The sequence below is a fragment of the Lysinibacillus sp. NPDC096212 genome (assembly GCF_044763105.1).
Lineage (GTDB): Bacteria > Bacillota > Bacilli > Bacillales_A > Planococcaceae > Lysinibacillus.
Map to the genome: position 1 here is coordinate 137,378 of NZ_JBIWFQ010000009.1, position 25,445 is coordinate 162,822.

The window sequence follows — 25,445 nt, forward strand, 5'->3', positions numbered from 1 at the left end:
AATTTTCATTCTTTTGCATGAGGTATGTATTTATTTTAGTAAGTATAGTAAATGCTAACAATTGCAAAGGAGATGTTTTACGATGAAGATTACAAAGGTGAAACTATATGTGTATGATATACATAAAATAAAGGAGTTTTACTGCAATTATTTAGGATTTACATTAATAAAGAATGCAGATAATTTTTTTGATATAGCTGTTGGCGAAAGTATTATCACTTTTGAAAAAATACCGTATTCAGTTAAAAAGCAATATCATTTTGCGTTAAATATTCCATGCAATTTATTTAAACAAGCGAAAAACTGGGTAAAAGAATATGCAGAATTATTATTTTCAGAGGGACAGGATGAAGTATATTTTGATAAATTAAAGGCTCATTCTTGTTATTTTTATGATCCAGAAGGAAATATTATTGAGCTCATTTCAAGACAGGAAGTAAATCCAAAACAGGATGTAGAGTCTTTTTCACCCGAGCGTGTACTAAATATTGCCGAAATGAATTTAACGACGGATGCTATTTATTCAGTAGCCGATAGTTTAAAAGAATACGGTATAACTCCAATGAATCATAACGAAATTCGCTCAAATGCTCTCACGTTTATGGGGAATTATGAGGATGGAGCAAATTTACTTTTAGGACCAAGTGAACGTGTTTGGTATTTTTCTAACAAAAAAGCAATTGTTAGTCCTATTAAGATAGAAATTAATAAAAACCTACAACTATGTATGACCGAAGACGGTGAATTTACCATTTCACAGCTTTAAAAACACCATCAGACCATTAAATTTCCTTATAATTGTCATTGAATAAAAAAAGTAAAAGTGATTAGGGGAATATTTAATATTCGCGATAGCAAAGAAATTAAGCGGGAGAAAAACTGCTCATAAAATCTCGATTGGTGAAAATTAATAATCGGTGAGGATAAAGAAAGCCCTCTGAAGGTTTCATTTTGGAGTAGTTGCAAAAATGTTATTAATCAATCATAAGGAGTTAATTTTTTGAAAGCAAAAAGCATTAAATTATATGAATTTGGAAGCCCTCGGGAGGTTTTGAAGTTTGAAAATAAGACGATTAAACCTCCTGAAGAACAAGAAATCCTTGTTCGAATGTTGGCACGACCTATTAATCCTTCCGATTTAATACCAATATGGGGGAGTTATGCTCATCGAATTTCTTTACCAACTATTCCTGGCTATGAAGGGGTCGGAATTGTAGAAGCTGTGGGTCCGTATGTTTCTCAAAATCTTATCGGAAAACGTGTTCTACCTTTACGAGGAGAAGGGACTTGGCAGGAAATTGTAAAAACGAGCGCAGAATTCGCAGTACCCATTCCCGATTCAATTGATGATTTTACCGCAGCGCAAATGTATATCAACCCAATGACAGCTTGGGTAACTTGTACTGACATATTACAATTGCAGCCAAATGATGTTTTATTAGTGAATGCCTGCGGGTCCGCAATTGGACACATATTTGCTCAGCTAGCAAAATTGTTAGGGTTCAAGTTAATCGCGGTTACGAGAAATAATAGACATACTGACGATTTAATTCAGCTTGGCGCTTCCTATGTAATAGATACTTCAGTAGCACCGCTCTATGAGACAGTAATGGAACTAACAAATGGCAATGGGGCTGATGCCGCTATTGATTCAATTGGGGGGACAGCAGGCAACGATCTTGCTTTCTGTCTGAAAGCTGGAGGGAATTTTTTAGCTATTGGTCTTTTATCAGGTGTACAAGTGAATTGGCAAAAAATCGTTAAAGAGGCGAATGTAAAGGCAAATATGTTCCATTTACGTCATTGGAACAAGCAAGTCTCGATAGAAAGATGGCAAGGTACATTTCATAACTTAATCGATCTAGTTAATAGTGGTAAGTTAAAAATGATGGCAGTGGATTCTCATTATGATTTGTTAGACATTAAAAATGCGATAACGGCCGTTGAATCGTCTAAAGCCTCAAAAGGAAAGATCTTTTTAACAAGTTATATGAACGAAGGGTAATTTATTTTATTTTACCCTTCGTTTTTTATAGGGTGTCTAAGCGACTGCGTATCCTTCGATGCGCTTGTTTCTAAAATAAATCTGTAGATAAATATCGTAGACCAGTATCGGGTAGGATAACGACAATCCGTTTCCCTTTGTTCTCTGGACGTTTTGCAAGGGCTGTGGCTGCAAATAAAGCAGCACCTGATGAAGTACCTACTAATAGACCATCTGACTTCGCAACAGCACGTGCCGCCTCATAAGCTTGTGCAGTTTCCACCTCAAGTACTTCATCAATTATTTCTAAATGAACATTCGATGGTACGCGAGCCTCGTCAGCATCAGAGAAGCGGTGAACACCTGTGATTTCAATAATATCTGGATTATCAACTGTTGCAATGGAATTAACAGCAGGCTCAACACCAATAATCTGAATATCTGGATTTTTAGATTTTAAATATGCACCAGCACCACTGATCGTACCACCTGTGCCAATTGCTGCTACAAAAATATCAATTTGTCCGTCTGTATCCTCCCAGACTTCAGGACCAGTTGTTAACTTATGAATATTTGGATTGGCATCATTATCAAGCTGATTTAAAAATACAACATTTTCTTCTTGTTCAACGACTGTTTCTCGAAATACTTTAATCGTTTCAACAAAGTCACCATCAGTTTCCTCAAAGGCAGCTACCATTTCTGGGACATCTGAAAATGGTACAACCTCCGTTCCGTATGCCTTAACTACCTTTGTACGCTCTTCACTTACGCCATCCTGCATGTAAATTCGAAGCTTATAGCCTTTTGCTGCCGCAATTGCTGCTAGACCAATACCAGTATTGCCACTAGTTGTTTCAATTATTGTTTTATCCTTTGTCAATACACCACGTGCTTCAGCATCCTCAATCATCGCTTTAGCAACACGGTCTTTCACACTATTAGCAGGATTAAAATACTCCAGTTTTACAATAATTTCGGTTTCTAGCTGTTGCTCTTTTACATACTGATTTAATGCTAAAAGTGGTGTATGTCCGATTAATTCTGTAATAGATTGTTTAATCTTATTAGTTACAATTTGACCCATCCCAATCAACCCCTTTAATTTAACCTACTTAACAAACTTGTTTTGTAGGGATTGAGGGAATCATATCAATATATATCCATATAAGCAATAAAATCAGTAATAGAAGTATTTAATGTAGCAATAGAAAAAAATAATTAATCGAATCTACAAAATAATTTTTTCTTGGTTTAGTAATACGAGAAATACGGATTATTATTGACAATGCTTCTATGCAAAAGCGAGTAGCCCAAAACACAAATTGATGTCTTCTCAGAAAGTAATAGTGCATGAATATATGTGAATTTGGAGGAATTTACTTTAAATTTGCTAATTAATAATATTTTGGAATAATATTTGCTAAAATGGAACCCTTGTATAAAAGTTGGTTAGAGTAGAGACTGAATGACTACTTGAGATCAACGTTAAAAATTAGCTTGATGTTGTTTGGGAGATGAAAGTATGAAAGAGACAATTTCTTCAGTTTGTATAACAGCTGAAACAAAAATTAACATGATGAAGCAAAAGCCTGCTAATTATTTATTGTTAGCTATTTTTGGTGGACTTTTTATCGGATTTGGAATTTTGCTCATCACTACTATTGGAGGCTTATTAAGTCCAGCTGGGGTACCGAGTATGAAGATCGTACAAGGATTAGCATTTGGTGTGGCACTTAGTATGGTCATGATGGCCGGGGCCAATTTATTTACCGGTGATAATCTAGTGCTAACGGTTAGTACACTATCAAAAAAATCATCACCATTAGAGATGTTGAGCATTTGGACGTTTAGTTACATAGGAAACTTCTTTGGTTCTCTTCTAGCAGCCGCATTATTTTTTTACTCAGGGCTAGCAGGTGGAGACATAGCAGCTTACATTGAAAAACTGGCTACAGCTAAGATGAGTGGTAGCTTCGTTGAACTTTTATGTCGAGGTATTTTATGTAATTTGCTTGTATGCTTGGCCGTATGGTGTACCTATAAATTAAAAACGGAGATTGGAAAATTAGTAATGATTTTCTGCTGTATTTTCCCTTTTGTTACAATTGGATTTGAGCATTGTATAGCAAATATGACATTGTTTTCACTTGCTCTTTTAGTACCTCATGGTGAACTCGTATCGTTTGCTGGAGCCATTTCAAATTTATTACCTGTAACACTAGGTAATATTATCGGTGGAGCCGTTATTGGTTTTGTATATTGGGTAAATGGTAGAGACTAATAAATTACATATTGCTATTGCAGTTAGTATCATTTCCTGGGTAATGGCAATTTGAAAGTGATTGTAAGGTCTCCTGCAATTAAATTAACGGATGAATACTTGACTTCATCTATTAATATTTTGACTTTGGAATAAATGATAGATAGAATGACAGGTAGAGTTGCTAATGTAACTCTACCTTTTTTATTTATGAAAATGTGATTAATGCTGTGAAGTTAATAGATTATGGAATGAATATAAAAGTGGGGAGGAATTCAAAAATGGAACAAGAGGTAAACCAACATACGATTCTTCAAGCAATTTTAGAGCTTTCGAAGCAAATGCAAGACATGAAATCAGATCTTCAGCAACAGATTGAAGCGGCCGAAAAGAGATTAGATGTAAAAATTGAAGCAGTGGAAACAAGGTTAGAAAAAGTTGAACAAAATTTAAGTCGAAAAATTGATCTTGTAGATGCAAAATTTGAAATATTATCACTGGATTTATTAACGACAAAAGCTGAAGTATCTATGCTAAAACAGGTAAGATAGTAGCAAGTATATCTTGGCATAATTGCTTCCAGGATTGGCTCTGTGCTAGCACAATGAGTAACTTAAACCCACATTCAACTCACCACATAACTTCCTAAATTGGTTTACCGTATCCCTTAAGGTTACGGTATTTTTTTGTGTTATAATAAATGTCATGAAGGAGTGAAAACATTGTTAAAAACTGAGGTATTTGAACAATTAAAACAGGCAATGAGAGAAAAGAATGTATTAGCAAAAGGCGTATTATCAATTTTAAAATCCGCTCTAGATTTAGCTGAGAAGGAAAAGGGAGAAGCTTTATCATCTGAAGAGGAAATGGCTATTATAAATCGTGAAGTCAAGCAAACAAATCAGGCGTTAGAAGGTGCTCAAAATGCAGGGCGAGCTGATTTAATTGAAAAAGAAGAAGCGAAATTAGCACTTCTCAAATCATTTTTACCGAAGCAATTAACGGAAGAAGAAATTGCAGAAAAACTTGTGGCAGCTGGCATTGTAAAAGGGATGAACATGGGGGACGCTATGAAAATTGCAAAACCTTTGTTAACTGGTCAGGCTGAAGGCGCTGTTATTTCAAAAGTTGTAAAAGGTCTAATTTAAATTCGTTAGAAACAACCTCCTACTCTGAAGTAGTAAGAGGTTGTTTTTTAAGCTCCTGCATTTTTTGTTCCATGTTAGTGTCACTATTGCCAAAAAATGAAAACAACTATATACTATTAATTAACCACCGGTCAATAAGGAGGATAATATGTCGCCACGTAAGCCGTCAACAAAAGATTTGACGAAAGAAATGATTATAAATGAGGCTCATAAGCAATTTATCACGAAGGATTTTCACCAAGTATCAATGCGTAGTATTGCTAAAGAGCTTGGTTGTAGTCATGGGGCTATTTACTATCATTTTAAAAATAAAGCAGAAATATTTTATGCAATATTAAGTGACTATTTTTCTGAACTAAATAATACTCTAGATGAAAATATGAACGGTCCTGAAGATCATAACACTAAACTACTAAATGTTTTTGTAGGCTATATGGCGTTTGGTTTAAATCATCAAAGCCAGTATGAATTAATGTTTATCATGAGAGATCGTGAAATTGATGGGCTTTCGCAAGAGGCAGCGAACGTTAGTTATGAAAAATTTGCACAAGCTGTACAGTCCTTATCAATGACAGAACTGCTGATTTCAGATATACATTCTACATTCATTGCTCTTCATGGATTTGTTACACATTATCGTCATTATGTAAAAAATTATGAGGAAGCGAAAGAAGCAGTGGATATACATGCAAAATTTCTTATCAAAGCTTTAACACATAGTGAAAGTAGCTCTAGTTAAAAAATCTAGAGCTTTCATTTAATAGTTATTTGACCAGTGGTTAATTAATAGAGGAGGGAATTAATTTTGCAAACAGCATTAGTTATTGGAGCATCTGGTGGTATGGGATTTGCATTAGTAAATGAACTAGTAAGTCGCAATATACACGTGAAGGCATTTGCTAGAAATAAAGAAAAGTTAGTTGCACTTTTTCAGCATCACAAAAATGTAGAAATCATTTCGGGTGATGTATTTAATGAACAGGATTTGATGAGGGCCTCAAATAGTGTGGATATTATTTTTCATGCTATTAGTTTTCCATATCAAGATTGGGAAAAACTCCATATGCGATGCGTAGACATGGTGATTAACATAGCAGAAAGGCGAGGAGCGAAGATTGCACTAGTAGATAATATTTATGCATATGGAAGACAATCAACAAACCCTGTAATAGAGCAAGCTAGAAAGGAACCGCAGACGAAAAAAGGGAAGATTCGTTTAACGATGGAAAATAAATTAATAAACAGTAATGTACCCTCGATAATTGTACATTTCCCGGATTTATACGGCCCAAATGCAGAGAATACAATACTCTATGAAACGTTAAAAAATGTAGCACAAGATAAAAAAGCTAATTTTGTAGGGAATATGCAGGTGAAAAGGGAATTCCTTTATACAGTTGATGGCGCAAAGGCTATGGTTGAGCTTGCTTTACGTAACGACACATATAATCAGAATTGGAACGTGCCAGCCGTTCATCCAATTGCAGGGGAAGAACTAGTGAAAATTTTACGTGAAATTACAAGCTACAAAAAAGGTATTCGTACAGTTTCTAAAGGCATGATCCGATTAATTGGACTATTTAATCCTTCTATGAAAGAAGTAGTTGAAATATTGTATTTAACAGAAGAACCAGTCATTTTAAGTGGGGAAAAATACGAAAAGGAAATAGGCGCTTTACCACGTACTTCATATCGAGTAGGGCTAGAAGAAACGATTGCCTGGATGAACAAGAGAGCACTAAAATAAGAAAACTATTAACTTATTTCAGCAGACATCCACTGAAATAGAGGAACTCAATCTAAGAACGCCACGTCCTGTGGCAATTTATCTGTGCGAAAGCGAAGCGACAGCAACAAGGTTTTATCTGTGCGAAAGCGAAGCGACAGCAACAAGGTTTTATCTGTGCGAAAGCGAAGCGACAGCAACAATTAGCCGAGGCATAATTGTTGAGTTAATGAAAAAAATCCGCTTAAACTTTTGTTGGTAGAAAACTTACCTACAAAAAGTATAGCGGATTTTTGTCATTAGTTATTTTTATAACTGGAATTTTTGTATGATATTACGAAGTTGCTGTGCCATCTCAGCTAAATTATTTGAAGACGCAGTAATTTCCTCAATACTAGCTGATTGTTCTTCAGAAGCAGCAGCCACATTTTGAATGTTTCCAGATGATTGAACGGCTATTACACCAACTGTCTCTACAGAAATGGCAATGCTGCTAACCCCATCGTTAATATTTGAAATGATATTATTGACATAACCCATTTCTTGAGTTAGTGAAGTAATATGCGAATATATTTCTTTAAAAGCTTCACCTGATTCATTAAAGGTAGTAGAGCTTTCTGCAAGATTACTACTACTAATTTCCATAGATTTTACAGCTTGCACAGACTCTTCTTTAATTGTTTCAATACGTGTTCGAATATTATTCGTCGCTGCTAAAGATTGGTCTGCAAGTTTACGCACTTCTTCAGCTACAACTGCAAAGCCTTTACCATGCTCACCAGCACGTGCTGCTTCAATAGATGCATTTAAAGCGAGTAAATTTGTTTGATCCGTAATCTCATTAATTAAGGTTACAATGTCGCCGATCTCATTTGAGTATGTGCTTAAACGTTTCACAACTTCCGAAGTCTCTTGAATAGCATTAGATGTTATGGCCATCTTTTCTGTAGCACTTTGAATCGTTGTATTGCCTTTTTCTGAAATAGAAGATGCACTAGATGCTTTAGCAGTGACATCATTAACGCTCGATACAACTTCTGACATTTTTGTGGAGATTGTCGTAATATGATTTTCTACTTCTTCAATAGAAGAAGTTTGTTTTTCTGATCCTGAAGCTACTTCTTGCATTGAAGATGTAATTTGTTGAATAGATGCACTTGTTTGCTCAGAGCCTGCCGATAACTCTTCAGACATAGCAGCTACTTGCTCAGCATTCTCAGCAATTTGCTGAATAAGAGAGCGTAAATCTGCTGTCATATTTTCAATGCCTGAAGAGAGCTGTGCAATTTCATTAGAACCCTTTATTTGAAGTGGTTCAACAGCTAAGTCTCCTTGTGCCACCTTACCAACATAGTTAGTCATATTTTTAATTGGTTTTATAATGCCTTTGCTAATGATATAAGCCACAATAATACCGAATATCAAAAACATCACAGTCATGATGATACAAATCCAAAGAGTCTCTGTTTGAAGTTTAGAAATGAAGGAAGCGTCCATATCTAAACCAAAAAGAATATCAGTATCTTTAAATGGTATAAAAATCGATTTATGAATACCGTATTCATCTTTATAAATATCACTAGATTGAATGGTTCCAGTATTTAGCGCTTCATTCATGTCTTCACTAAAAGCATAGTCCTCTTGATAATCGTCTTTATTACTTAATGCCACAATATGTTCTTTGCCATTTGCACGTGAAAGAACGTAAGCATTTTCAATTTCATACTTTTTAAGTGTTTCATTTAATTCATTTAATATTTCATCATATTTATCCTTATCGCCATCATCTGCAGCTTTGACGTCATTTTTGTCTATATCATCAAAAATTGTATGAGATATAACCTCTAATGATGACTCAAATTGTGTAATAACATTATTATCGATAATCCGATAAGATGTAACAAATAATACGATACTAAATATTACTGAAATAATAGCAATTGGAATAGTAAAACTCGCAATATATTTATAGAGTAAAGAGCTCTTAAATTTTTTGACTATACTCAACTTTAGCAGCCTCCAATACTTTTACCTTTTGTTGTAAGAAATGAACCATATCACTAATATGTTCTGTCTCTGTATAAGGAGAAATTGAAAAGAATTTTGCAGCAGCGACTGGAATTTGTTGTGTTGTATCGCTAGTGTTGACAGTGCAAACACGTGTCGTATCACCGAAAAATACTTCGTCGCGACCTTCTCCTATAATTTCAAATAAAGAAGCGTTAAGACCATTAATATATTCAATCTGATCTTGCGTATAGCTACCTGATTGTTCAGATTTCCAATTAAAGCCTTCAGGATACAAACGGAAGGCTGTAACTGGTCCAATATTAGACTCATTGACTACTTGTAACATTGGAGTTTTCTCAGCTAACTGCGCACGGAACGCTAAGTTTACACGCACATAATTAGCTAATATTTGTTGGTAGCCTTCTTTACCAAACGCCTGTAATGCAGCATAAATAGCAATTGAACTCCCCATACGAGAGCACTCTAGGGTATAGCCTGTATGATAAGAACCATAGCCTCGATTACCAACATAAGGTGTGTCGAAGTCCTCGATATCTAATAGCTGTAGATGTTTTCCTTCTTTTATTAAGAATAAGCTTGTTAAATAAGGTGTTTGACCAAGCTTTTGGAAGTCGAAGCAAAGGCTATCTGCAATAGGTAGATATTGCATACGTTCTTTAATTTGTTCTAGTGCTTGTAAAACATTAGTCTCTAACTGAAGTGGATTTGCCTTAAAATCATAATCGTTGAAAAATGCGTAAAAACCACCTAACGCTGAATCAGCGTGAATATGTATAGGTTTTAAGGAATGTTTTTGTTCAAGGTCAGTTGTAACTTTTTTGATTGCTTGTACATCATCAATAGCAAATTGATCTGTAGCGCCTGTAGTAGCAACTACATACACTGGAATACCACCTTTTTCGATAACCTCAGTCATACGCATACGTAAGTCTTCAATATCCATTGAATGGTCTTTTCCAGCTTTAATACGAATTAAATGCTTGCTACCGATGCCGACTGCTTCAATTGATTTTAATAAGCTGTAATGAGCATTTTCTGAAGCGAAGCAATATAAATTATTTGGTACGCCATCTTCTTTTGCGTTAGGGAATTGTTTAGCAATCGCAAGACGAAGCCCACTGAAAACAGCCCCTTGTCCACCCCACGTTGTGTAACCAAAGCTTTGAGTATAGTCGTAGCCAACTAACTTCGACATCATTGCTACTACCTTTACCTCACATTCTGCTGCAGCTGGTCCGTATACATCCCATAGATTGTTACCATTAAGCAGAGCATTCGTAAATTGACCTAATATACCGGGAATGCTAGCCATTGGTAAAACATTTGTTACAAAGTTGCGTGTATGGTAAGGATGTCCTTGCATCAATTGTGTTAAATCATTCACAACCTGTTCAAGTCCGACACCTGAAGCTGGTACTTGATTTTCTTGCATTAACTCTTTATAGAAATTGTCAGAGCGCTCTTTCATTGGTCCAAGAGTTGTTGTTTGTGGGTTTTTTAACTCATCTAATGATGTAACGATTTTCTCCAATAGGGATAAAAAATTCTCCCTTTGTTCGATATTACCATCTTCGCTTTGGAATAATTGCTGGATTTTTTTCATGTTCATCGTCCTTTTTAGTTCGTTTTTCCTCTATTTTCTTATTTAGCAAAAATAGGTCGTTTTACTAAAATTATAATAACATATTATAACAAAAAAATGAGTTTATATTTTATAGGATAATTAATTTCAGTCATTTCTAAATAATCTGATTTAATTTGAGGTGAAATATATGGGGAAATATTGTGATAGATTATGTTTGTAAACGTTGAATTTAAAGGATTTATATGACCTCTTTTAATAATTTGTTGCAAAGCTAATGATGGGGAAGTGATATGAGGAGGTAAAAACATAAATACTATTCAGAAAATGATTTTAATTTATTTATAATTGGTGAACGTTTTAATGCTTTATGACTATTAACGGTGATATATGGTATTAATCTGCTTTTAGTCAAAGAATAATAATCTACATAAGTTTTTCATCTGTCTAGCTGATGGGGAGCATATCAAAATGTGAAAAGAGGTTCGTTGAAATTTTTAGTAAGTAAATTTTTTTCAACATAAACACGCCTTACAATACCGATAATTTTTTCAATGATAAACCATACTAATATTGAGGTGAAAAAATGTATAAATTGCTATCGCATAATGATTTAGATGGAGTAAGTTGCGGGATATTAGCCAAGCTGGCCTTTCAAGATCAAGTGAAGGTAAAGTACAATTCAATTTCAACGTTGGACCGCGAAATTGAGTTTTTTTTAGACAATAACGAACAAGATACATTTTTATTTATTACCGATTTATCTCCCAATGAGGAAAATGAAAGGAGATTAAATGATTATTATATCGCAACGGGTAATGTTCAACTACTTGATCATCATAAAACGGCTTTTCATTTGAACGATTATGAATGGGGTAAAGTATTAATAGAAGATGAAAAGGGCTATTTAACATCAGCAACGTCTTTATTTTATCAATATCTTGTTACACATGGATATTTAGAACAAAAGAATTCCATCACAGAATTTGTAGAGTTAGTCAGACAGTACGATACGTGGGAATGGGAAAAGAATGATAATCAACAAGCACGTCGACTCAATGCACTCTTTTTTTTAGTATCAATCGAAGAATTTGAAGAAAAAATGCTTGAACGTTTAAAGACTAGCGAACATTTTGACTTTGATGAATTTGAAAAGAAAATTTTAAAAATGGAAGAGGAGAAGATAGAACGGTACATCCGCCGGAAAAAAAGGGAGTTAGTGCAAACATCGATAGGAGAATATTTTACAGGTGTGGTTTATGCAGAATCGTATCATTCAGAGCTTGGTAATGAATTGGGAAAAGAAAATGTACACCTTGATTTTATAGCTATTTTAAATATGGGTGGCAAAAGAATTTCATTTCGTACGATTCATGATCATATAGATGTTTCGGCTATTGCAGCAGAATTCGGAGGGGGAGGGCATCAAAAAGCAGCTGGTTGCTCTTTAACTGATGAAGCTTATGAGCAGTATGTGGCACAAATATTTCATATAGCACCAATACCAGAGGATGCGAAACGAAATCGCTATAATTTAAGGTTCTCTTCTTTTGGGACAATGTATAAAAACCTTAAGGGAGAATTTTTCCTCCTATATTCAATAAGTGATTTTGATTGGATCATTGAAAAAAATAAAATCCCGTTAGATCAAATCTTTACAAGTTTTTATGAAGCAGAATGGTTTTTAAAAAGAAATTATCAAGCATGGTTAGTGAAAGATGAGTTATTTGTAGATTATTTAATGGAAGAAGCCAAAAAGGTTCGTCATCAAGAGTAAGGGATATATATTACTCCTTGTGAAAAGGTAAATAGTCAAGGGAATTTTGTGAATGTTGTGGTGTTGTAAATAAGGATGATTTCCGTTCCAAGCTACTCACTTTCGCTTAGATAAAACTCTTTTGCTAAAGTTGCGTTTTATCACTTAAATTAAACTGACATGTCAGAGAATACATGCTAAGTGAATTAGTTGATTGGATGGGCGACATAAAGAAAAGGATTCACGCACAGTTTTGTGTGTGAATCTTTTTTTGCTCTTTGAAAGGTAGATGTCGATAAAATTCAAAAGTTGGGTGATAAAACGTGAAAGTTAGGCGATAAAATTCAAAAGTTGGGCGATAAATCCTGAAAGTGTTCCGGTAAAACTAAAAAGTTGGATGACATTTTGTTAAAACGTACGTCATGTGAATCAGTTGATTGGAGTGGAGACTGGGCGACTCCTTGGGGATTAACAATAGAGGAGCGAAGGCTAAAACCATCACATAATGTGATAACGCCTTCGTGACATTGTGCTGTTGCCGCTGTCGCTTCGCTTTCGCGCAGACAAAACACGTTGCCGCTGTCGCTTCGCTTTCGCGCAAAAAACATCTGATGGCCGGAGACTCTGCGGCGAAGCGAAGCGGCTCATCGGACGCCACCAGGAAAGTGCCCAGCCGGAACGGAAATCACCCCCCTCGTTTTGAAAAGCCATACTTTATATGACACCTTAATTTCATTCATACAATTGTTTCAACAACATCTAAAGATACATAGTGAAATCAGCCAAACCTTGACATTGTTAGAGGTTATATAATGTCCAATTGAAAACTACAATAAATAAAAAGCATTTGTGTAGACATACTTTCTTAAAATGAGGTGTACATGATGTCCAATGATATGCTTCTTGTCGAGAGTCAGCTTAAGGAAAATCGAGGGCGGAAAATATGGTTTATTGTATTATTGCTTTTATTGGTAGCTACTTGTGTAATTGTTTATTATTTTTTGTTTAAGAAGGATTTGAATTTTGAAGCCTACAAAACAGTGATCGATAAAACTACTGAAAATAGTCTCGGACGTTTAACGTTAAATGAAATAATAATTGATGATAACCAAATACTACTGAATGCTACCTTTAAGCCAGTAAAAGGCTTAAATTTCGACTACCAAATCTTTTTCTTTCCACAGGTTTTTGTGAATGGAAAAGAGTTCACGGTTAGAAATGGGGGACAGACTGTCCAACAATCTGATAAAACTTATACAATCTATAGTAGTGTGAAATTAAGTGAACTACCAGAGGATAAAATATTAAACTTAGATATTCGTTATAACGACTGGAACGGTGAAAAAAAGATTGACGAGCCGTGGGAATTTCAAGTGGAAGCTTCACAAGAGCATTTACAAGAAGATAGAAAGGTCTTCCCTGTTGAGAAAAAAGTAAAGCTTTTAGATGGTCAGGAAATAACAATAGAGGAGGTTGTTACTACACCAATATCAACAACGATATACTTTCATTCAGAGAAAAGCTTACTAAATGAAGCATTGCATTTTAAAATCCAATCAGTAACAGGGGAATCTTGGGCATTTAACGTAGCCTATCCTTTGAATGAAGAGTATACGAAGTGGGGTGTCCGCCTCGATGCATTATATTTAACGGGGAAGAGCTATGAGCTCATTCCGATAGCTGCAAATGGAAGTGAGCTTGGTTCTGCCATTAAAATTGGAGATTAAGAACGAAACCTGTTACCGTGAAAAAAACTTTACAATATCTTAAACCAAAAGGACGATTACCCATTGTACTATGAATATAGATGACATGGAAAGTAGTTGAAGATATTGCGAAGGTTATGGGAAATTTTTTTAGTTTCGCTTAAATTGGGTTGTACATCATTTGGAGGCCCTACTGCACATTTAGGGTATTTTCAAAATGAATATGTTCAGAAACGTAAATGGTTATCGGATCATGACTACAGTCAACTTGTTGCACTCAGTCAATTTTTACCTGGGCCAGCATCGAGCCAGGTAGGGATGGGTATTGGCTTATTAAGAGGCGGTTTATTTGGGAGTATTGTGTCATTTGTTGGTTTTACATTACCGTCAGTTTTTCTGCTTATGGCATTTGCGTATTTTTTTGCACATACACGGATGGATATGGGTTGGATTCATGGCTTAAAATTAGTGGCAGTTGCGATCATTGCGCAAGCTGTTTTTGAAATGTCAAAAAAATTGATTCCTAGTATTCACCATTTTATAATCGCTTTGTTGGCGCTTGTAGTAGTGCTTTTATGGGTCCATCCATTTGCTCAAGTAACTACTATTATTGTTGCTTCTTTTATAGGCTATCATTTTTTTAAGAAGACTAATCATAAAGATGAACCAAAAGAAACTGTTGTACCTATTTCAAAAACGACAGGTGTATGTTTTTTAGCGTTGTTTGTTATACTTCTTGTTGGTTTACCAATTGTTAGCCCACTTATACAATATGAATGGTTTACGATCATTGAAAAGTTCTATTTATCAGGTGCATTAGTGTTTGGTGGAGGTCATGTCGTATTACCTTTACTAGAGGCACAGTTTGTCCAAAGTGGATTAATGAGTTCTTCAGATTTTTTAGCAGGATACGGAATGACCCAGGCAGTCCCTGGTCCATTGTTTACGTTTGCTTCCTACATAGGTATGGTCATTGCTGGAGTACCTGGGACCATTATCGCTACGATAGCCATTTTTTTACCGGCATTTTTGCTAATAGTAGGGGCAATGCCTTTTTGGCTAGCTCTTAATCGTTTCGCTGGATTAAGAGGGGCGATGGCTGGTGCAAATGCAGCAGTTGTTGGAATATTAGCTGCAGCTTTTATTCATCCGATTGTTACACAGACAATTCAAAATGGTCTAGACATAGTAATTGCAGCCGTTTTTCTATGGTGTTTGATACGTTGGAAAGTTCAACCTTATTTGCTTGTGTTAGTTGGTATTTGTGTAGGGATTGTATGTTATTAAGGACATATAAAAAATCAAAACCATTATTGCTTTGGTTTTGATTTTTTTGTGAAATGAATGGAATGCTTAGATAAACTCTTCTTTTCGAATGGCTAGTTTCTTCATATGATATTGCAGAGATTGGCGAGAAATATTTAATTGTTTGGAAGCGGCCCGAAGCACTTGCTCACTAATTATTAAGTAGTAACGATATTTTAAGTATTGAATAAGACAAAATCTGGGTTATCCCTAATGAGAAAAAGTATGCTTGAAGATGTCTTCTAGCATACTTTTTTGTTACCAAAATAATAGTCTCGAAGCTTATTATTCTCGCAATTGGAATTATTGTTAAAATATTGTAATAAAGGAAAATCGTTTTTATAATTCCTTACGTTTGCTTGCTGCTGGTATTCCTAACTCGTCTCGATATTTGCTAATAGTACGTCTAGCCAAATGGATTTGAAAAGAGCTGGCTAGGCTTTCAGCAATCTTTTGATCGGATAAAGGCTTTTGTTTATTTTCAAAGGTGATTATTTTTTTAATCATTTCTAAGATTGACGTTTGAGAATGCTCTGTTTGAGTGCTTTCAATTTTAGAAGAAAATAGATCCTTCCATAAATATGTTCCAACAGGTGTTAGTATTATTTTATTCCGAATTGCTCGACTTACTGTTGATTCGTGCATATCGATTTGTGTTGCGACATCCCTTAGTGATAAAGGTTTTAAATAAGGTAGCCCTTTGTAGAAAAATTGTTGTTGATGCTGTAGGACAACTGACATAATCCGAATAATTGTTTGACGGCGCCGCTGTAAACTATGGACGAGCCATTCATAATGCTTATAATGCTGTTTTACATATGCTTGTTCGGCTAAGGGCAGTATAGATGCGTAGCTATCATGAAGCCGAATAGATGGCATTGAGCAATCATTTAAACTGAATTGTAATGTGCTATCTTCGATCACAACAACAATATCTGGTGTGACATATTCTATATTATCTTCTGAGTTCAAAGTGCAAGGGATTGGTGTTAGTTGCTGTAGCTGATTAATTAGTGCTAATAACTGTTCCTTAGAAAGCTTAAGAGATTTCATCAATTCAGGAAATTTACGTTCAGCTAGTAGGAACAGCCCTTTTTGAATAAGTTGCTGTAAATCATAATTATTCTCTTCGATTTGCAGTAAAAGACATTCTTGCAGATTACGTGCACCAATTCCCGGCGGCCCGATTTGTTGTAAAAGCTGAATACCATAATAATGTTGTTCTTCTGCAACATTAGAAAGGTGGGCTGGAGAATAACCTTTGTTATCTAACTGTTCAATAAGAAACTGTACAATTTGTAAATCATCACCTGCAAAAGTGAGTGTAGCTAGTTGTAGCAATTCCTCCCGGTAGTTTAGTTCTACAATTTTTGTATATAAATCATTCTCAGTTGTTCGAAAGGGAGAATAAGAATTTCCGTAAATACGTTCTTGAAATGATGGTGGTTGTAAGTCGATTAACGGGTTCTCTAATTGCTGTTCATACAGAAATTGCTCAAGTTCAAGTGTTGTATATTGTAGTAATTCAATAGATTGCTGTAATTGAGGTGTCATCATCATTTTCTGTTGCTGTTGTTGTTTTAAAATTATGTCCATCATGATCACTCCGTTTCTTGCTTTTAATTAGCATAACATAAAGATGTGAATTTTCAGATAATAATTTGAGCAAATAATGTTAATGCAAAATAGTTTTGATTTAGTTATTTTACTAACTTGATTCATGGCGTTCCATGCCACTATTGTTTATAATGAGGAAATGGAAAAGACTAACGAGAAAGAAGGGATAGCTATGGCACGAGGTGTTTACATTCATATTCCTTTTTGTCACCAAATTTGTAACTACTGCGATTTCAATAAATTTTATTTTAAAAATCAACCAGTGGATGAATATATAGAAATGCTTGGCAAGGAGATGGAACTTGCGACAAAAAAATATCCCGAGAGTTTTAAGCAAATCGAAACAATATTTCTTGGTGGCGGTACACCAACAGCACTATCATCTAAACAAATAGAGAGACTTCTTGAGCTTATTCGTACGTATATTCCGATGGACAATGTGACAGAATTTACATCAGAGGCTAATCCGGACGAGCTATCAGAAGCAAAAATGCAGGCATTATTTGATGGGGGTGTAAATCGCTTAAGTATGGGTGTACAATCCTTTGATCAAGAGTTGTTAAAGAACATTGGTCGTACACATAGTAATAATCACGTCTATGAAACAATTGCCATGGCGAAAAAGGTAGGTTTCAGAAATATTAGTCTGGATTTAATGTACGGTTTGCCGGGGCAGACGATGGCACAATGGAAAGATACTTTAGAAAAAGCGTTCGCTCTTGATATACCACATTATTCTGCCTATTCACTAATAGTGGAGCCAAAAACGATTTTTTATAATCAATACACAAAAGGTAAGCTCCATTTACCAACGGAAGATCTTGAAGCGGATATGTACGATGTGCTAATGAGCCAGATGGAGGCGCATGGACTTCTCCAATACGAAATTAGCAATTTTGCTCTATCTGGTTTCAGTTCTAAACATAATAAAATATACTGGGAAAACGATGAATATGCAGGATTTGGTGCTGGTGCTCATGGGTATCTAGCTGGTGTGCGCTATTCAAATCATGGACCATTGAAAAAGTATATGGATGCAGTAAATGCAGGGGAACTACCAATTGTATATGAACATGTTGTAACAGAGAATGAGAAACGCGAAGAGCAAATGTTTTTAGGTTTGCGTAAAACGGAAGGAATTCCACACTCTATATATGAAGAAAAATTTAAAGAATCAATGCAGAGGGATTACTCACAAGTCATTGAAAAGTTAGTTTCAGAAGGTCTTTTGGAACATGATACTAAAGGAATTCGTCTTACGCGAAAAGGTCGCTTTGTAGGTAATGAAGTATTTCAACAATTTTTACTAGAAGATTGAGCGATATCGTTGACATAAAATGTAGGATTTGATAACTTAATAATAGTATTAGCACTCCTCTTAGTTGAGTGCTAACAGAGGTGATGATCATGCTAACAAATCGGCAATTACAAATATTGCAAGCTATTGTAGATGACTTTATTATGTTTGCACAGCCGGTAGGTTCTCGCCAAATCTCCAAAAAGAAAGAGATTACATTTAGTCCAGCCACAATTCGAAATGAAATGGCGGATTTAGAGGAATTAGGCTTCTTAGAAAAAACGCACACTTCCTCTGGTCGAGTGCCTTCGGAAAAGGGTTATAGATTTTATGTAGATCATTTGTTGAACCCACAAGGCATTAATTCAAGGGATATTCAGCAAATCCAATCAATTTTTAATGATCGTTTGGTAGAAGTAGAGCATATTATCCGAAAGTCAGCCAATATTTTATCAGAGCTGACATCGTATACATCGATTCTTTTAGGACCAGATGTTCAAAGACATCGAGTAAAACGATTTTCAATTGTGCCACTCTCTAGCGATTCAGCAGTAGCGATTATCGTAACGGATAACGGGCATGTTGAAAATCGCATGTTTAGTTTACCGCCTAATTTTACCGCTTCTGATTTAGAGAAAATGGTTAATATCTTAAATGAACGTCTCGTTGGTGTTTCATTAGAGGATATTCATAAAAAACTCGAAGCTGAAGTGCTAACAGTATTACAACAGCATGTTCGATCAGCGGATGATTTTATCCACGGTCTCGTTACAGCGACGATGCATAATTCGGAAAGTAAAATTTTCTATGGTGGTAAAACAAATATGTTCAACCAACCGGAATTCCACGATTTAAATAAAGTCCGTATGATTTTGGACTTAATGGAAACGACTAGCCAAGTGCAGTCACTCTTCCATCCTAATGAATCGGGCATTCAAATTCGTATTGGTTCAGAAAATAAACAACTAGAAATGGAAAACTGTAGTGTCATTACGACCACTTATTCTATTGGTGAAGATCAGCAAGGGGCTATAGCAATTATTGGTCCAACACGTATGGATTATAAGCGTGTCGTTGCTTTACTAGACGTAATGCGCATGGATTTATCACAGGCCTTTACGAAGAATCGTAGTGATTGATAATGAGGAGGATTAAAGTGACTGAAACAACTGAAAACAAAGACCTTGTGCAGGATGTACAAGCTGAAAATGTAGTAGAAGAAACAGAAGTAGTAGAAGAACAAAAAGCTGAATTAACACTCGAAGAACAGTATGAAGCAAAGCTAGCTGAGTTACAAGCAAAGTTAGACGACGAGGAAAGTCGTCATCTACGCTTACGTGCTGACTTCGATAATATTCGCCGCCGCAATCAGCTTGATCGTGAGGCTGCTGAAAAGTATCGCGCTCAGAGCTTACTGTCTGATTTACTGCCAGTAATCGATAATTTCGAGCGTGCCTTACAAGTTGAAGCGACTTCTGAAGAAACTGCTTCCATCGTGAAAGGTATTGAAATGGTGTACCGTTCTCTTATAGAAGCTACTGAGAAGGAAGGCTTACAGATTATTAAAGCTGAAGGTGAGCAATTTGATCCTAATGTTCACCAAGCTGTCATGCAGGAGCAAGATAGTGAAAAAGCGACGGGTGTTGTCTTACGTGAGCTTCAAAAAGGCTATATGTTAAAGGATCGCGTATTACGCCCAACAATGGTATCTGTAAACGAATAGACTTAGTACTATTTAATTAATTACATTAGTTAGAAAACGCGTCATTTGCGTTTAAATAATAGGAGGAAATTTTTATGAGCAAAATTATCGGTATTGACTTAGGAACAACAAACTCTTGTGTTTCTGTACTTGAAGGCGGAGAACCAAAAGTAATTCCAAATCCAGAAGGAAACCGTACAACACCATCTGTTGTTGCGTTTAAAAATGGCGAACGTCAAGTTGGTGAAGTAGCAAAACGTCAATCAGTAACAAATCCTAACACAATTATTTCTATTAAATCTAAAATAGGTACATCTGAAAAAGTTAAAGTGGAAGATAAAGAATATACACCACAAGAAGTTTCTGCAATGATTCTTCAATACTTAAAAGGCTATGCTGAAGACTACTTAGGTGAAAAAGTAACTAAAGCAGTAATTACTGTACCTGCTTACTTCAACGACGCTCAACGCCAAGCTACTAAAGATGCTGGTAAAATCGCAGGTTTAGAAGTAGAGCGTATTATCAACGAACCAACAGCTGCTGCACTTGCTTATGGTTTAGACAAACAAGACACAGACCAAAAAGTATTAGTATTTGACCTTGGTGGCGGTACATTTGACGTATCTATTCTTGAATTAGGTGACGGTGTATTTGAAGTATTAGCAACAGCTGGTGATAACAAACTAGGTGGGGACGATTTCGACGATGCTATCATCGAATATCTTGTTGCAGAATTCAAAAAAGAAAACGGCATTGACCTTTCTAAAGATAAAATGGCTATGCAACGTCTAAAAGATGCGGCTGAAAAAGCGAAAAAAGACTTATCAGGTGTAACATCTACTCAAATTTCTTTACCATTCATCACTGCTGGTGAAGCGGGTCCATTACACTTAGAAATTTCTTTAACTCGTGCAAAATTTGACGAAATTACATTACCATTAGTAAACCGTACAGTAGGTCCAGTACGTCAAGCATTATCTGATGCAGGTCTTTCAACATCTGAACTTGACCAAGTAATCTTAGTTGGTGGTTCTACTCGTATTCCAGCTGTACAAGAAGCTGTACGTAAAGAAACTAATAAAGAGCCACACCGCGGTGTAAACCCTGATGAAGTTGTAGCAATGGGTGCTGCTGTTCAAGGTGGCGTATTAACTGGTGATGTAAAAGACGTAGTTTTACTTGACGTAACTCCACTTTCATTAGGTATCGAAACAATGGGTGGCGTATTCACAAAATTAATCGACCGTAACACTACGATCCCAACATCTAAATCACAAGTATTCTCAACTGCAGCTGACAACCAACCAGCAGTAGATATTCACGTGCTACAAGGTGAACGCTCAATGGCAGCAGACAACAAAACATTAGGTCGCTTCCAATTATCAGATATCCCACCAGCACCACGTGGTGTACCACAAATCGAAGTAACATTCGATATTGACAAAAATGGTATCGTATCTGTTAAAGCGAAAGACCTTGGTACAAACAAAGAACAAACAATTGTTATCCAATCTGATTCTGGTCTGTCTGAGGAAGAAATCGAACGTATGGTAAAAGATGCAGAGGCAAATGCTGAAGCGGATACTAAACGTAAAGAAGAAGCAGATCTTCGCAACGAAGCTGACCAATTAGTGTTCCAAGTTGACAAAACAATTGCTGACTTAGGCGAACAAATTACAGAAGACGAGAAAAAATCTGTTGAAGATGCTCGTGATGAATTGAAAAAAGCGCTTGAAGCTGGCGAATTAGAAGGCATTAAATCCGCTAAAGAAAAACTAGAAGGCGTATTACAGCCATTAGTTATGAAAGTATATGAACAAGCTGCAGCAGCTGCTCAAGCAGCTCAAGGTGGCGATGCTGGTGCAGATGCTGGCGCTGGTAAAAAAGATGATATCGTAGACGCTGATTTTGAAGAAGTAAAAGACGATAAATAATAGTAAGTAACACAGTTAAGTGAAGAAGCCAAAGACCGCTTGCGGCTTTGGCTTTTCTCTTTATAGTTAGCTATAACCTACGCACATTTATTCGTCTAGGTGTATAGGTTAACTGCGAGAAATGTGAAGAAACATATGTGCAACATTTTTAATGAATATTTAATAATAAAAATAGAGGCAGTTTTTTTAACTGCGTGATACAATAGATTTTATGCAAAAAGAGCGGAGTGTGAATGATGGAGAAACGCGATTACTACGAGGTGCTTGGTTTAACGAAATCAGCTTCTAAAGATGAAATTAAAAAAGCATACCGTAAATTATCAAAACAATACCATCCTGACCTTAATAAAGAGCCAGGTGCAGATGAAAAATTCAAAGAAATCGCTGAAGCTTATGAAGTGTTAAGTGATGATCAGAAAAAAGCACGCTATGATCAATTTGGCCACGAGGATCCAAATGCAGGCTTTGGTGGTGGCTTCGGAGGCGGCGGCTTTGGCGGCTTCGAGGATATTTTCAGCTCATTCTTTGGTGGTGGCGGTCGCCGTCAGGACCCGAATGCACCGCGCAAGGGTGATGACCTTCAATATCGTATGAATATTACATTCGAAGAAGCGATTTTCGGGAAAGAAACAGAAATCGAAATTCCAAAAGATGAATTATGTGATACTTGCCACGGTTCAGGTGCAAAACCAGGTACTAACCCCGAAGTATGTTCAACATGTCAAGGTGCAGGTCAAGTAAATCAAGCTGTAGATACACCTTTTGGCCGTGTGATGAATCGTCGTACTTGTTCTACATGTCATGGCGCAGGTAAAATCATTAAAGAAAAATGTTCAACTTGTCGTGGTGAAGGAAAAGTTCAACAACGTAAGAAAATCAAAGTTAACATTCCAGCAGGTGTGGATGATGGTCAGCAAATTCGTGTGTCTGGTCAAGGTGAGCCAGGTATAAATGGAGGCCCAGCGGGGGATTTATATATTATGTTCCGCGTTCAAGGACATAATGAGTTTGAACGTGATGGCGATGATATTTATTACGAACTAAAACTGACATTCCCACAAGCAGCTCTTGGTGATGAAATTGAAGTTCCGACTGTTCATGGAAAAGTAAAACTACGTATTCCAGCGGGCACACAGTCAGGTGCGCAATTCCGTCTAAAAGACAAAGGTGTCAAAAATGTACATGGCTATGGTACAGGGAATCAATATGTAACAGTAAAAGTTGTAACGCCAGAAAAATTAACAGAAAAACAAAAACAATTACTACGTGAATTTGCGGAAATCAGTGGTGATATTCCTGAAGAGCAAGGAAGCTCGCTATTCGATAAAATTAAGAAAAAATTCCAAGGTGAATAATTAGAGGAGCTGAAGAGCTACGTGAAGTGGTCAGAATTATCCATTCATACAAAAAATGAAGCGGTAGAAGCAATTTCGAATATTTTGCATGAAGCAGGGGCAAGTGGTGTGGTTATTGAGGATTCTGCAGAATTTGCGAAGCCACGAGAGGATCAGTATGGTGAAATTTATGCGCTAAATGAAGCGGATTTTCCGAGAGATGGTGTTATTGTTAAGGCTTACTTATCGGAGTCTAGTTTTTTAAATGAAACAGTCGAAGAAATTAAGGCGGCTATAACAAATCTAACGAACTTCAACATCGATATTGGTGAAAATGTTGTATCGATTGTGGAGGTTAACGAGGAAGACTGGGCAACAGCATGGAAGCAATACTATCATCCTGTAAAAATTTCTGAACGCTTTACAATTGTGCCAACATGGGAAGAATATGTACCAGTATCAACAGATGAATTAATTATTGAATTAGATCCTGGTATGGCTTTCGGTACAGGAACACACCCTACAACTGTTATGTGCTTACAAGGGCTTGAGAAGGTCGTAAAAGAGGGCGATACAGTTATCGATATCGGGACGGGTTCAGGCGTTCTATCAATTGGTGCAGCCTTACTAGGAGCTAAGAGCGTACATGCACTTGATTTAGACGAAGTAGCTGTACGTTCAGCACAAGAAAATGCTGCATTAAACAAAGTAGATGATAAAGTATCTGTATTCCATGGAAATCTATTGGATACAGTTAAGGAACCAGCTGATGTCGTTGTGGCTAATATTTTAGCAGAAATTATTATGTCCTTTACTGACGATGCATTTTCAGTTGTTAAACCGGGTGGATTATATGTCACTTCAGGCATCATTGGCGCGAAACGTGATGATGTAAAAGTAGCACTAGAAGCTTCAGGATTTGTAATCGAAGAAGTATTACTAATGGAAGATTGGGTAGCGATCATTGCCCGTCGACCACAATAAATTGATTGAGGAAGCGCCAAATCGTGAGCCGAGTGCTGGCGATTTGGCGTTTTCTCTTCTTGCTATAAAGGAGTATGGTAACATGCAACGCTATTTTATTGAGACGACCATTGAGGAAGCACGTATTAGCGGAGAGGATGCGCGACATATTGAACGAGTAATGCGTATGAAAGAAGGCGACAAAATCGTTGTAGTTGCACAAAATACCGCCCATATATGTGAAATTGAAGCCTTCGAAGCAGATGAAGTATACGTTCAAACTACAGGTGAAATTATTCCTTCTCCGGAGTTACCTGTAAATGTAACAGTGGCATGTGGTTTGCCAAAGGGCGATAAACTAGAACTTATTACACAAAAGGCAACAGAGCTTGGAATGTTTGCCTTGTTGCCTTTTGAAGCGGAGCGTTCCATCGTTAAATGGGATAAAAAGAAGGGTGCCAAAAAGCAAGAGCGTCTACAAAAAATTGCTAAAGAAGCAGCTGAGCAATCCCATCGTACACATATCCCGGAAATCTATGAACCAATCTCTTTTAAACAGCTAGTAGAACAAGTTGGCAAATTCGACGCCGTTTTTATAGCAGATGAAGAGGATGCAAAAGCAGAACGACGCACAAGATTTTCGGAGAAGTTAAAAAATGTGTATGACAAGAAGTCGAAATCAATTCTTATTATCTTTGGTCCAGAAGGAGGCATTGCTAGAAAAGAAGCAGATGCCCTGCTTCAAGCCGGTGCCCAAACGATGTCATTAGGACCTCGAATTTTACGAGCAGAAACGGCACCACTCTATGCACTGTCTGCAATCTCTTATGAATTTGAATGAAATAAGATTTAGCCTTGTCAAAAGAGGCTTTTCACGCAATAGCTGTGCATGGGTAAACTGCAATATAATTACGTGTAAGTGCAGTCGTGGCAAGGTTTGAAGGAATAAGCGAAAATCACAATCAATGACTTAATCCTAACAAAAAGAGCTGATTCAAAAAATAAACTGTACCCTATAAGATAGACACTTTGAAAAAAGTCTATCCTATAGGGTACTTTTGTTTATAATGAGAAAAAAGATGTCGGAGCGGAATAAA

The 25,445-nt window shown here is 36.3% G+C and carries 21 protein-coding genes; 17 read left to right on the plus strand and 4 right to left on the minus strand.

Annotation, left to right across the window (positions count from 1 at the left end; all coding sequences use genetic code 11):
* The first annotated feature begins 82 nt into the window (after positions 1–82).
* Positions 83–766 (plus strand): VOC family protein, encoded by a 684-nt coding sequence (locus ACIQ7T_RS11455; protein ID WP_370079475.1) that lies wholly within the window; start codon positions 83–85, stop codon positions 764–766.
* 234 nt (positions 767–1,000) lie between these two features.
* Positions 1,001–2,005 (plus strand): zinc-dependent alcohol dehydrogenase family protein, encoded by a 1,005-nt coding sequence (locus tag ACIQ7T_RS11460; protein WP_370079474.1) that lies wholly within the window; start codon positions 1,001–1,003, stop codon positions 2,003–2,005.
* 70 nt (positions 2,006–2,075) lie between these two features.
* Here ACIQ7T_RS11460 and ACIQ7T_RS11465 read toward each other — a convergent pair whose 3' ends face one another.
* Positions 2,076–3,071 carry a PLP-dependent cysteine synthase family protein gene (locus ACIQ7T_RS11465; protein WP_370079473.1) on the minus strand — a complete coding sequence of 332 codons (996 nt, stop codon included), beginning with the start codon at positions 3,069–3,071 and terminating at the stop codon, positions 2,076–2,078.
* A 438-nt stretch (positions 3,072–3,509) separates the two neighbouring features.
* On the opposite strand from ACIQ7T_RS11465, the gene ACIQ7T_RS11470 reads away from it, so the two are divergent.
* The 5 genes from ACIQ7T_RS11470 to ACIQ7T_RS11490 all read left to right on the plus strand — a co-directional run bounded on the left by ACIQ7T_RS11470 (position 3,510) and on the right by ACIQ7T_RS11490 (position 7,142).
* Entirely contained in the window at positions 3,510–4,268 is a 759-nt protein-coding gene (locus ACIQ7T_RS11470) for a formate/nitrite transporter family protein (RefSeq protein ID WP_370079472.1), read from the plus strand.
* Positions 4,269–4,528: 260 nt separating this feature from the next.
* Positions 4,529–4,798, plus strand: coding sequence for a hypothetical protein (locus ACIQ7T_RS11475; RefSeq protein WP_370079471.1), 270 nt, complete (start codon positions 4,529–4,531; stop codon positions 4,796–4,798).
* 171 nt (positions 4,799–4,969) lie between these two features.
* The gene (locus ACIQ7T_RS11480; protein WP_370079470.1) at positions 4,970–5,395 is read left to right on the plus strand and encodes a GatB/YqeY domain-containing protein; all 426 of its coding nucleotides are present in this window, start codon (positions 4,970–4,972) and stop codon (positions 5,393–5,395) included.
* 148 nt (positions 5,396–5,543) lie between these two features.
* The gene (locus ACIQ7T_RS11485; RefSeq protein WP_370079469.1) at positions 5,544–6,134 is read left to right on the plus strand and encodes a TetR/AcrR family transcriptional regulator; all 591 of its coding nucleotides are present in this window, start codon (positions 5,544–5,546) and stop codon (positions 6,132–6,134) included.
* Positions 6,135–6,200: 66 nt separating this feature from the next.
* The gene (locus ACIQ7T_RS11490; protein WP_402870415.1) at positions 6,201–7,142 is read left to right on the plus strand and encodes an SDR family NAD(P)-dependent oxidoreductase; all 942 of its coding nucleotides are present in this window, start codon (positions 6,201–6,203) and stop codon (positions 7,140–7,142) included.
* Positions 7,143–7,430: 288 nt separating this feature from the next.
* Here ACIQ7T_RS11490 and ACIQ7T_RS11495 read toward each other — a convergent pair whose 3' ends face one another.
* Entirely contained in the window at positions 7,431–9,128 is a 1,698-nt protein-coding gene (locus ACIQ7T_RS11495) for a methyl-accepting chemotaxis protein (RefSeq protein WP_402870418.1), read from the minus strand.
* Positions 9,106–10,755 carry a pyridoxal phosphate-dependent decarboxylase family protein gene (locus ACIQ7T_RS11500; RefSeq protein WP_402870420.1) on the minus strand — a complete coding sequence of 550 codons (1,650 nt, stop codon included), beginning with the start codon at positions 10,753–10,755 and terminating at the stop codon, positions 9,106–9,108. Before ACIQ7T_RS11500 ends, ACIQ7T_RS11495 begins: the two co-directional genes overlap by 23 nt.
* 565 nt (positions 10,756–11,320) lie before the next feature.
* Here ACIQ7T_RS11500 and ACIQ7T_RS11505 point away from each other — a divergent pair.
* The 3 genes from ACIQ7T_RS11505 to chrA all read left to right on the plus strand — a co-directional run bounded on the left by ACIQ7T_RS11505 (position 11,321) and on the right by chrA (position 15,483).
* Positions 11,321–12,511 (plus strand): DHH family phosphoesterase, encoded by a 1,191-nt coding sequence (locus ACIQ7T_RS11505; RefSeq protein ID WP_402870423.1) that lies wholly within the window; start codon positions 11,321–11,323, stop codon positions 12,509–12,511.
* 863 nt (positions 12,512–13,374) lie between these two features.
* A complete protein-coding gene (locus ACIQ7T_RS11510; RefSeq protein WP_370079464.1) occupies positions 13,375–14,217 on the plus strand; it encodes a DUF4179 domain-containing protein in 843 nt (280 codons plus the stop codon).
* Between the two features lie 105 nt (positions 14,218–14,322).
* Entirely contained in the window at positions 14,323–15,483 is a 1,161-nt protein-coding gene (gene chrA / locus ACIQ7T_RS11515) for a chromate efflux transporter (RefSeq protein ID WP_370079463.1), read from the plus strand.
* 357 nt (positions 15,484–15,840) lie between these two features.
* On the opposite strand, the gene rpoN is transcribed toward chrA, so the two are convergent.
* A complete protein-coding gene (gene rpoN / locus ACIQ7T_RS11520; protein ID WP_402870426.1) occupies positions 15,841–17,097 on the minus strand; it encodes an RNA polymerase factor sigma-54 in 1,257 nt (418 codons plus the stop codon).
* A gap of 193 nt (positions 17,098–17,290) precedes the next feature.
* Between rpoN and hemW the strand changes: the two genes are divergently transcribed.
* The 7 genes from hemW to ACIQ7T_RS11555 all read left to right on the plus strand — a co-directional run bounded on the left by hemW (position 17,291) and on the right by ACIQ7T_RS11555 (position 25,189).
* Positions 17,291–18,436 (plus strand): radical SAM family heme chaperone HemW, encoded by a 1,146-nt coding sequence (hemW, locus tag ACIQ7T_RS11525; protein WP_370079461.1) that lies wholly within the window; start codon positions 17,291–17,293, stop codon positions 18,434–18,436.
* An 89-nt stretch (positions 18,437–18,525) separates the two neighbouring features.
* Positions 18,526–19,554, plus strand: a complete 1,029-nt coding sequence (gene hrcA / locus ACIQ7T_RS11530; RefSeq protein WP_370079460.1) for a heat-inducible transcriptional repressor HrcA — start codon at positions 18,526–18,528, stop codon at positions 19,552–19,554.
* Positions 19,555–19,556: 2 nt separating this feature from the next.
* The gene (gene grpE, locus ACIQ7T_RS11535; RefSeq protein ID WP_370079459.1) at positions 19,557–20,138 is read left to right on the plus strand and encodes a nucleotide exchange factor GrpE; all 582 of its coding nucleotides are present in this window, start codon (positions 19,557–19,559) and stop codon (positions 20,136–20,138) included.
* Positions 20,139–20,212: 74 nt separating this feature from the next.
* Complete coding sequence (dnaK, locus tag ACIQ7T_RS11540; RefSeq protein WP_370079457.1) at positions 20,213–22,051, plus strand: molecular chaperone DnaK; 1,839 nt, start codon at positions 20,213–20,215, stop codon at positions 22,049–22,051.
* A 236-nt stretch (positions 22,052–22,287) separates the two neighbouring features.
* A complete protein-coding gene (dnaJ, locus tag ACIQ7T_RS11545) occupies positions 22,288–23,406 on the plus strand; it encodes a molecular chaperone DnaJ (RefSeq protein WP_370079455.1) in 1,119 nt (372 codons plus the stop codon).
* Between the two features lie 21 nt (positions 23,407–23,427).
* Positions 23,428–24,369, plus strand: coding sequence for a 50S ribosomal protein L11 methyltransferase (gene prmA / locus ACIQ7T_RS11550; protein WP_370079453.1), 942 nt, complete (start codon positions 23,428–23,430; stop codon positions 24,367–24,369).
* Between the two features lie 82 nt (positions 24,370–24,451).
* Positions 24,452–25,189 (plus strand): 16S rRNA (uracil(1498)-N(3))-methyltransferase, encoded by a 738-nt coding sequence (locus ACIQ7T_RS11555; protein WP_370079451.1) that lies wholly within the window; start codon positions 24,452–24,454, stop codon positions 25,187–25,189.
* Positions 25,190–25,445: the final 256 nt, after the last annotated feature.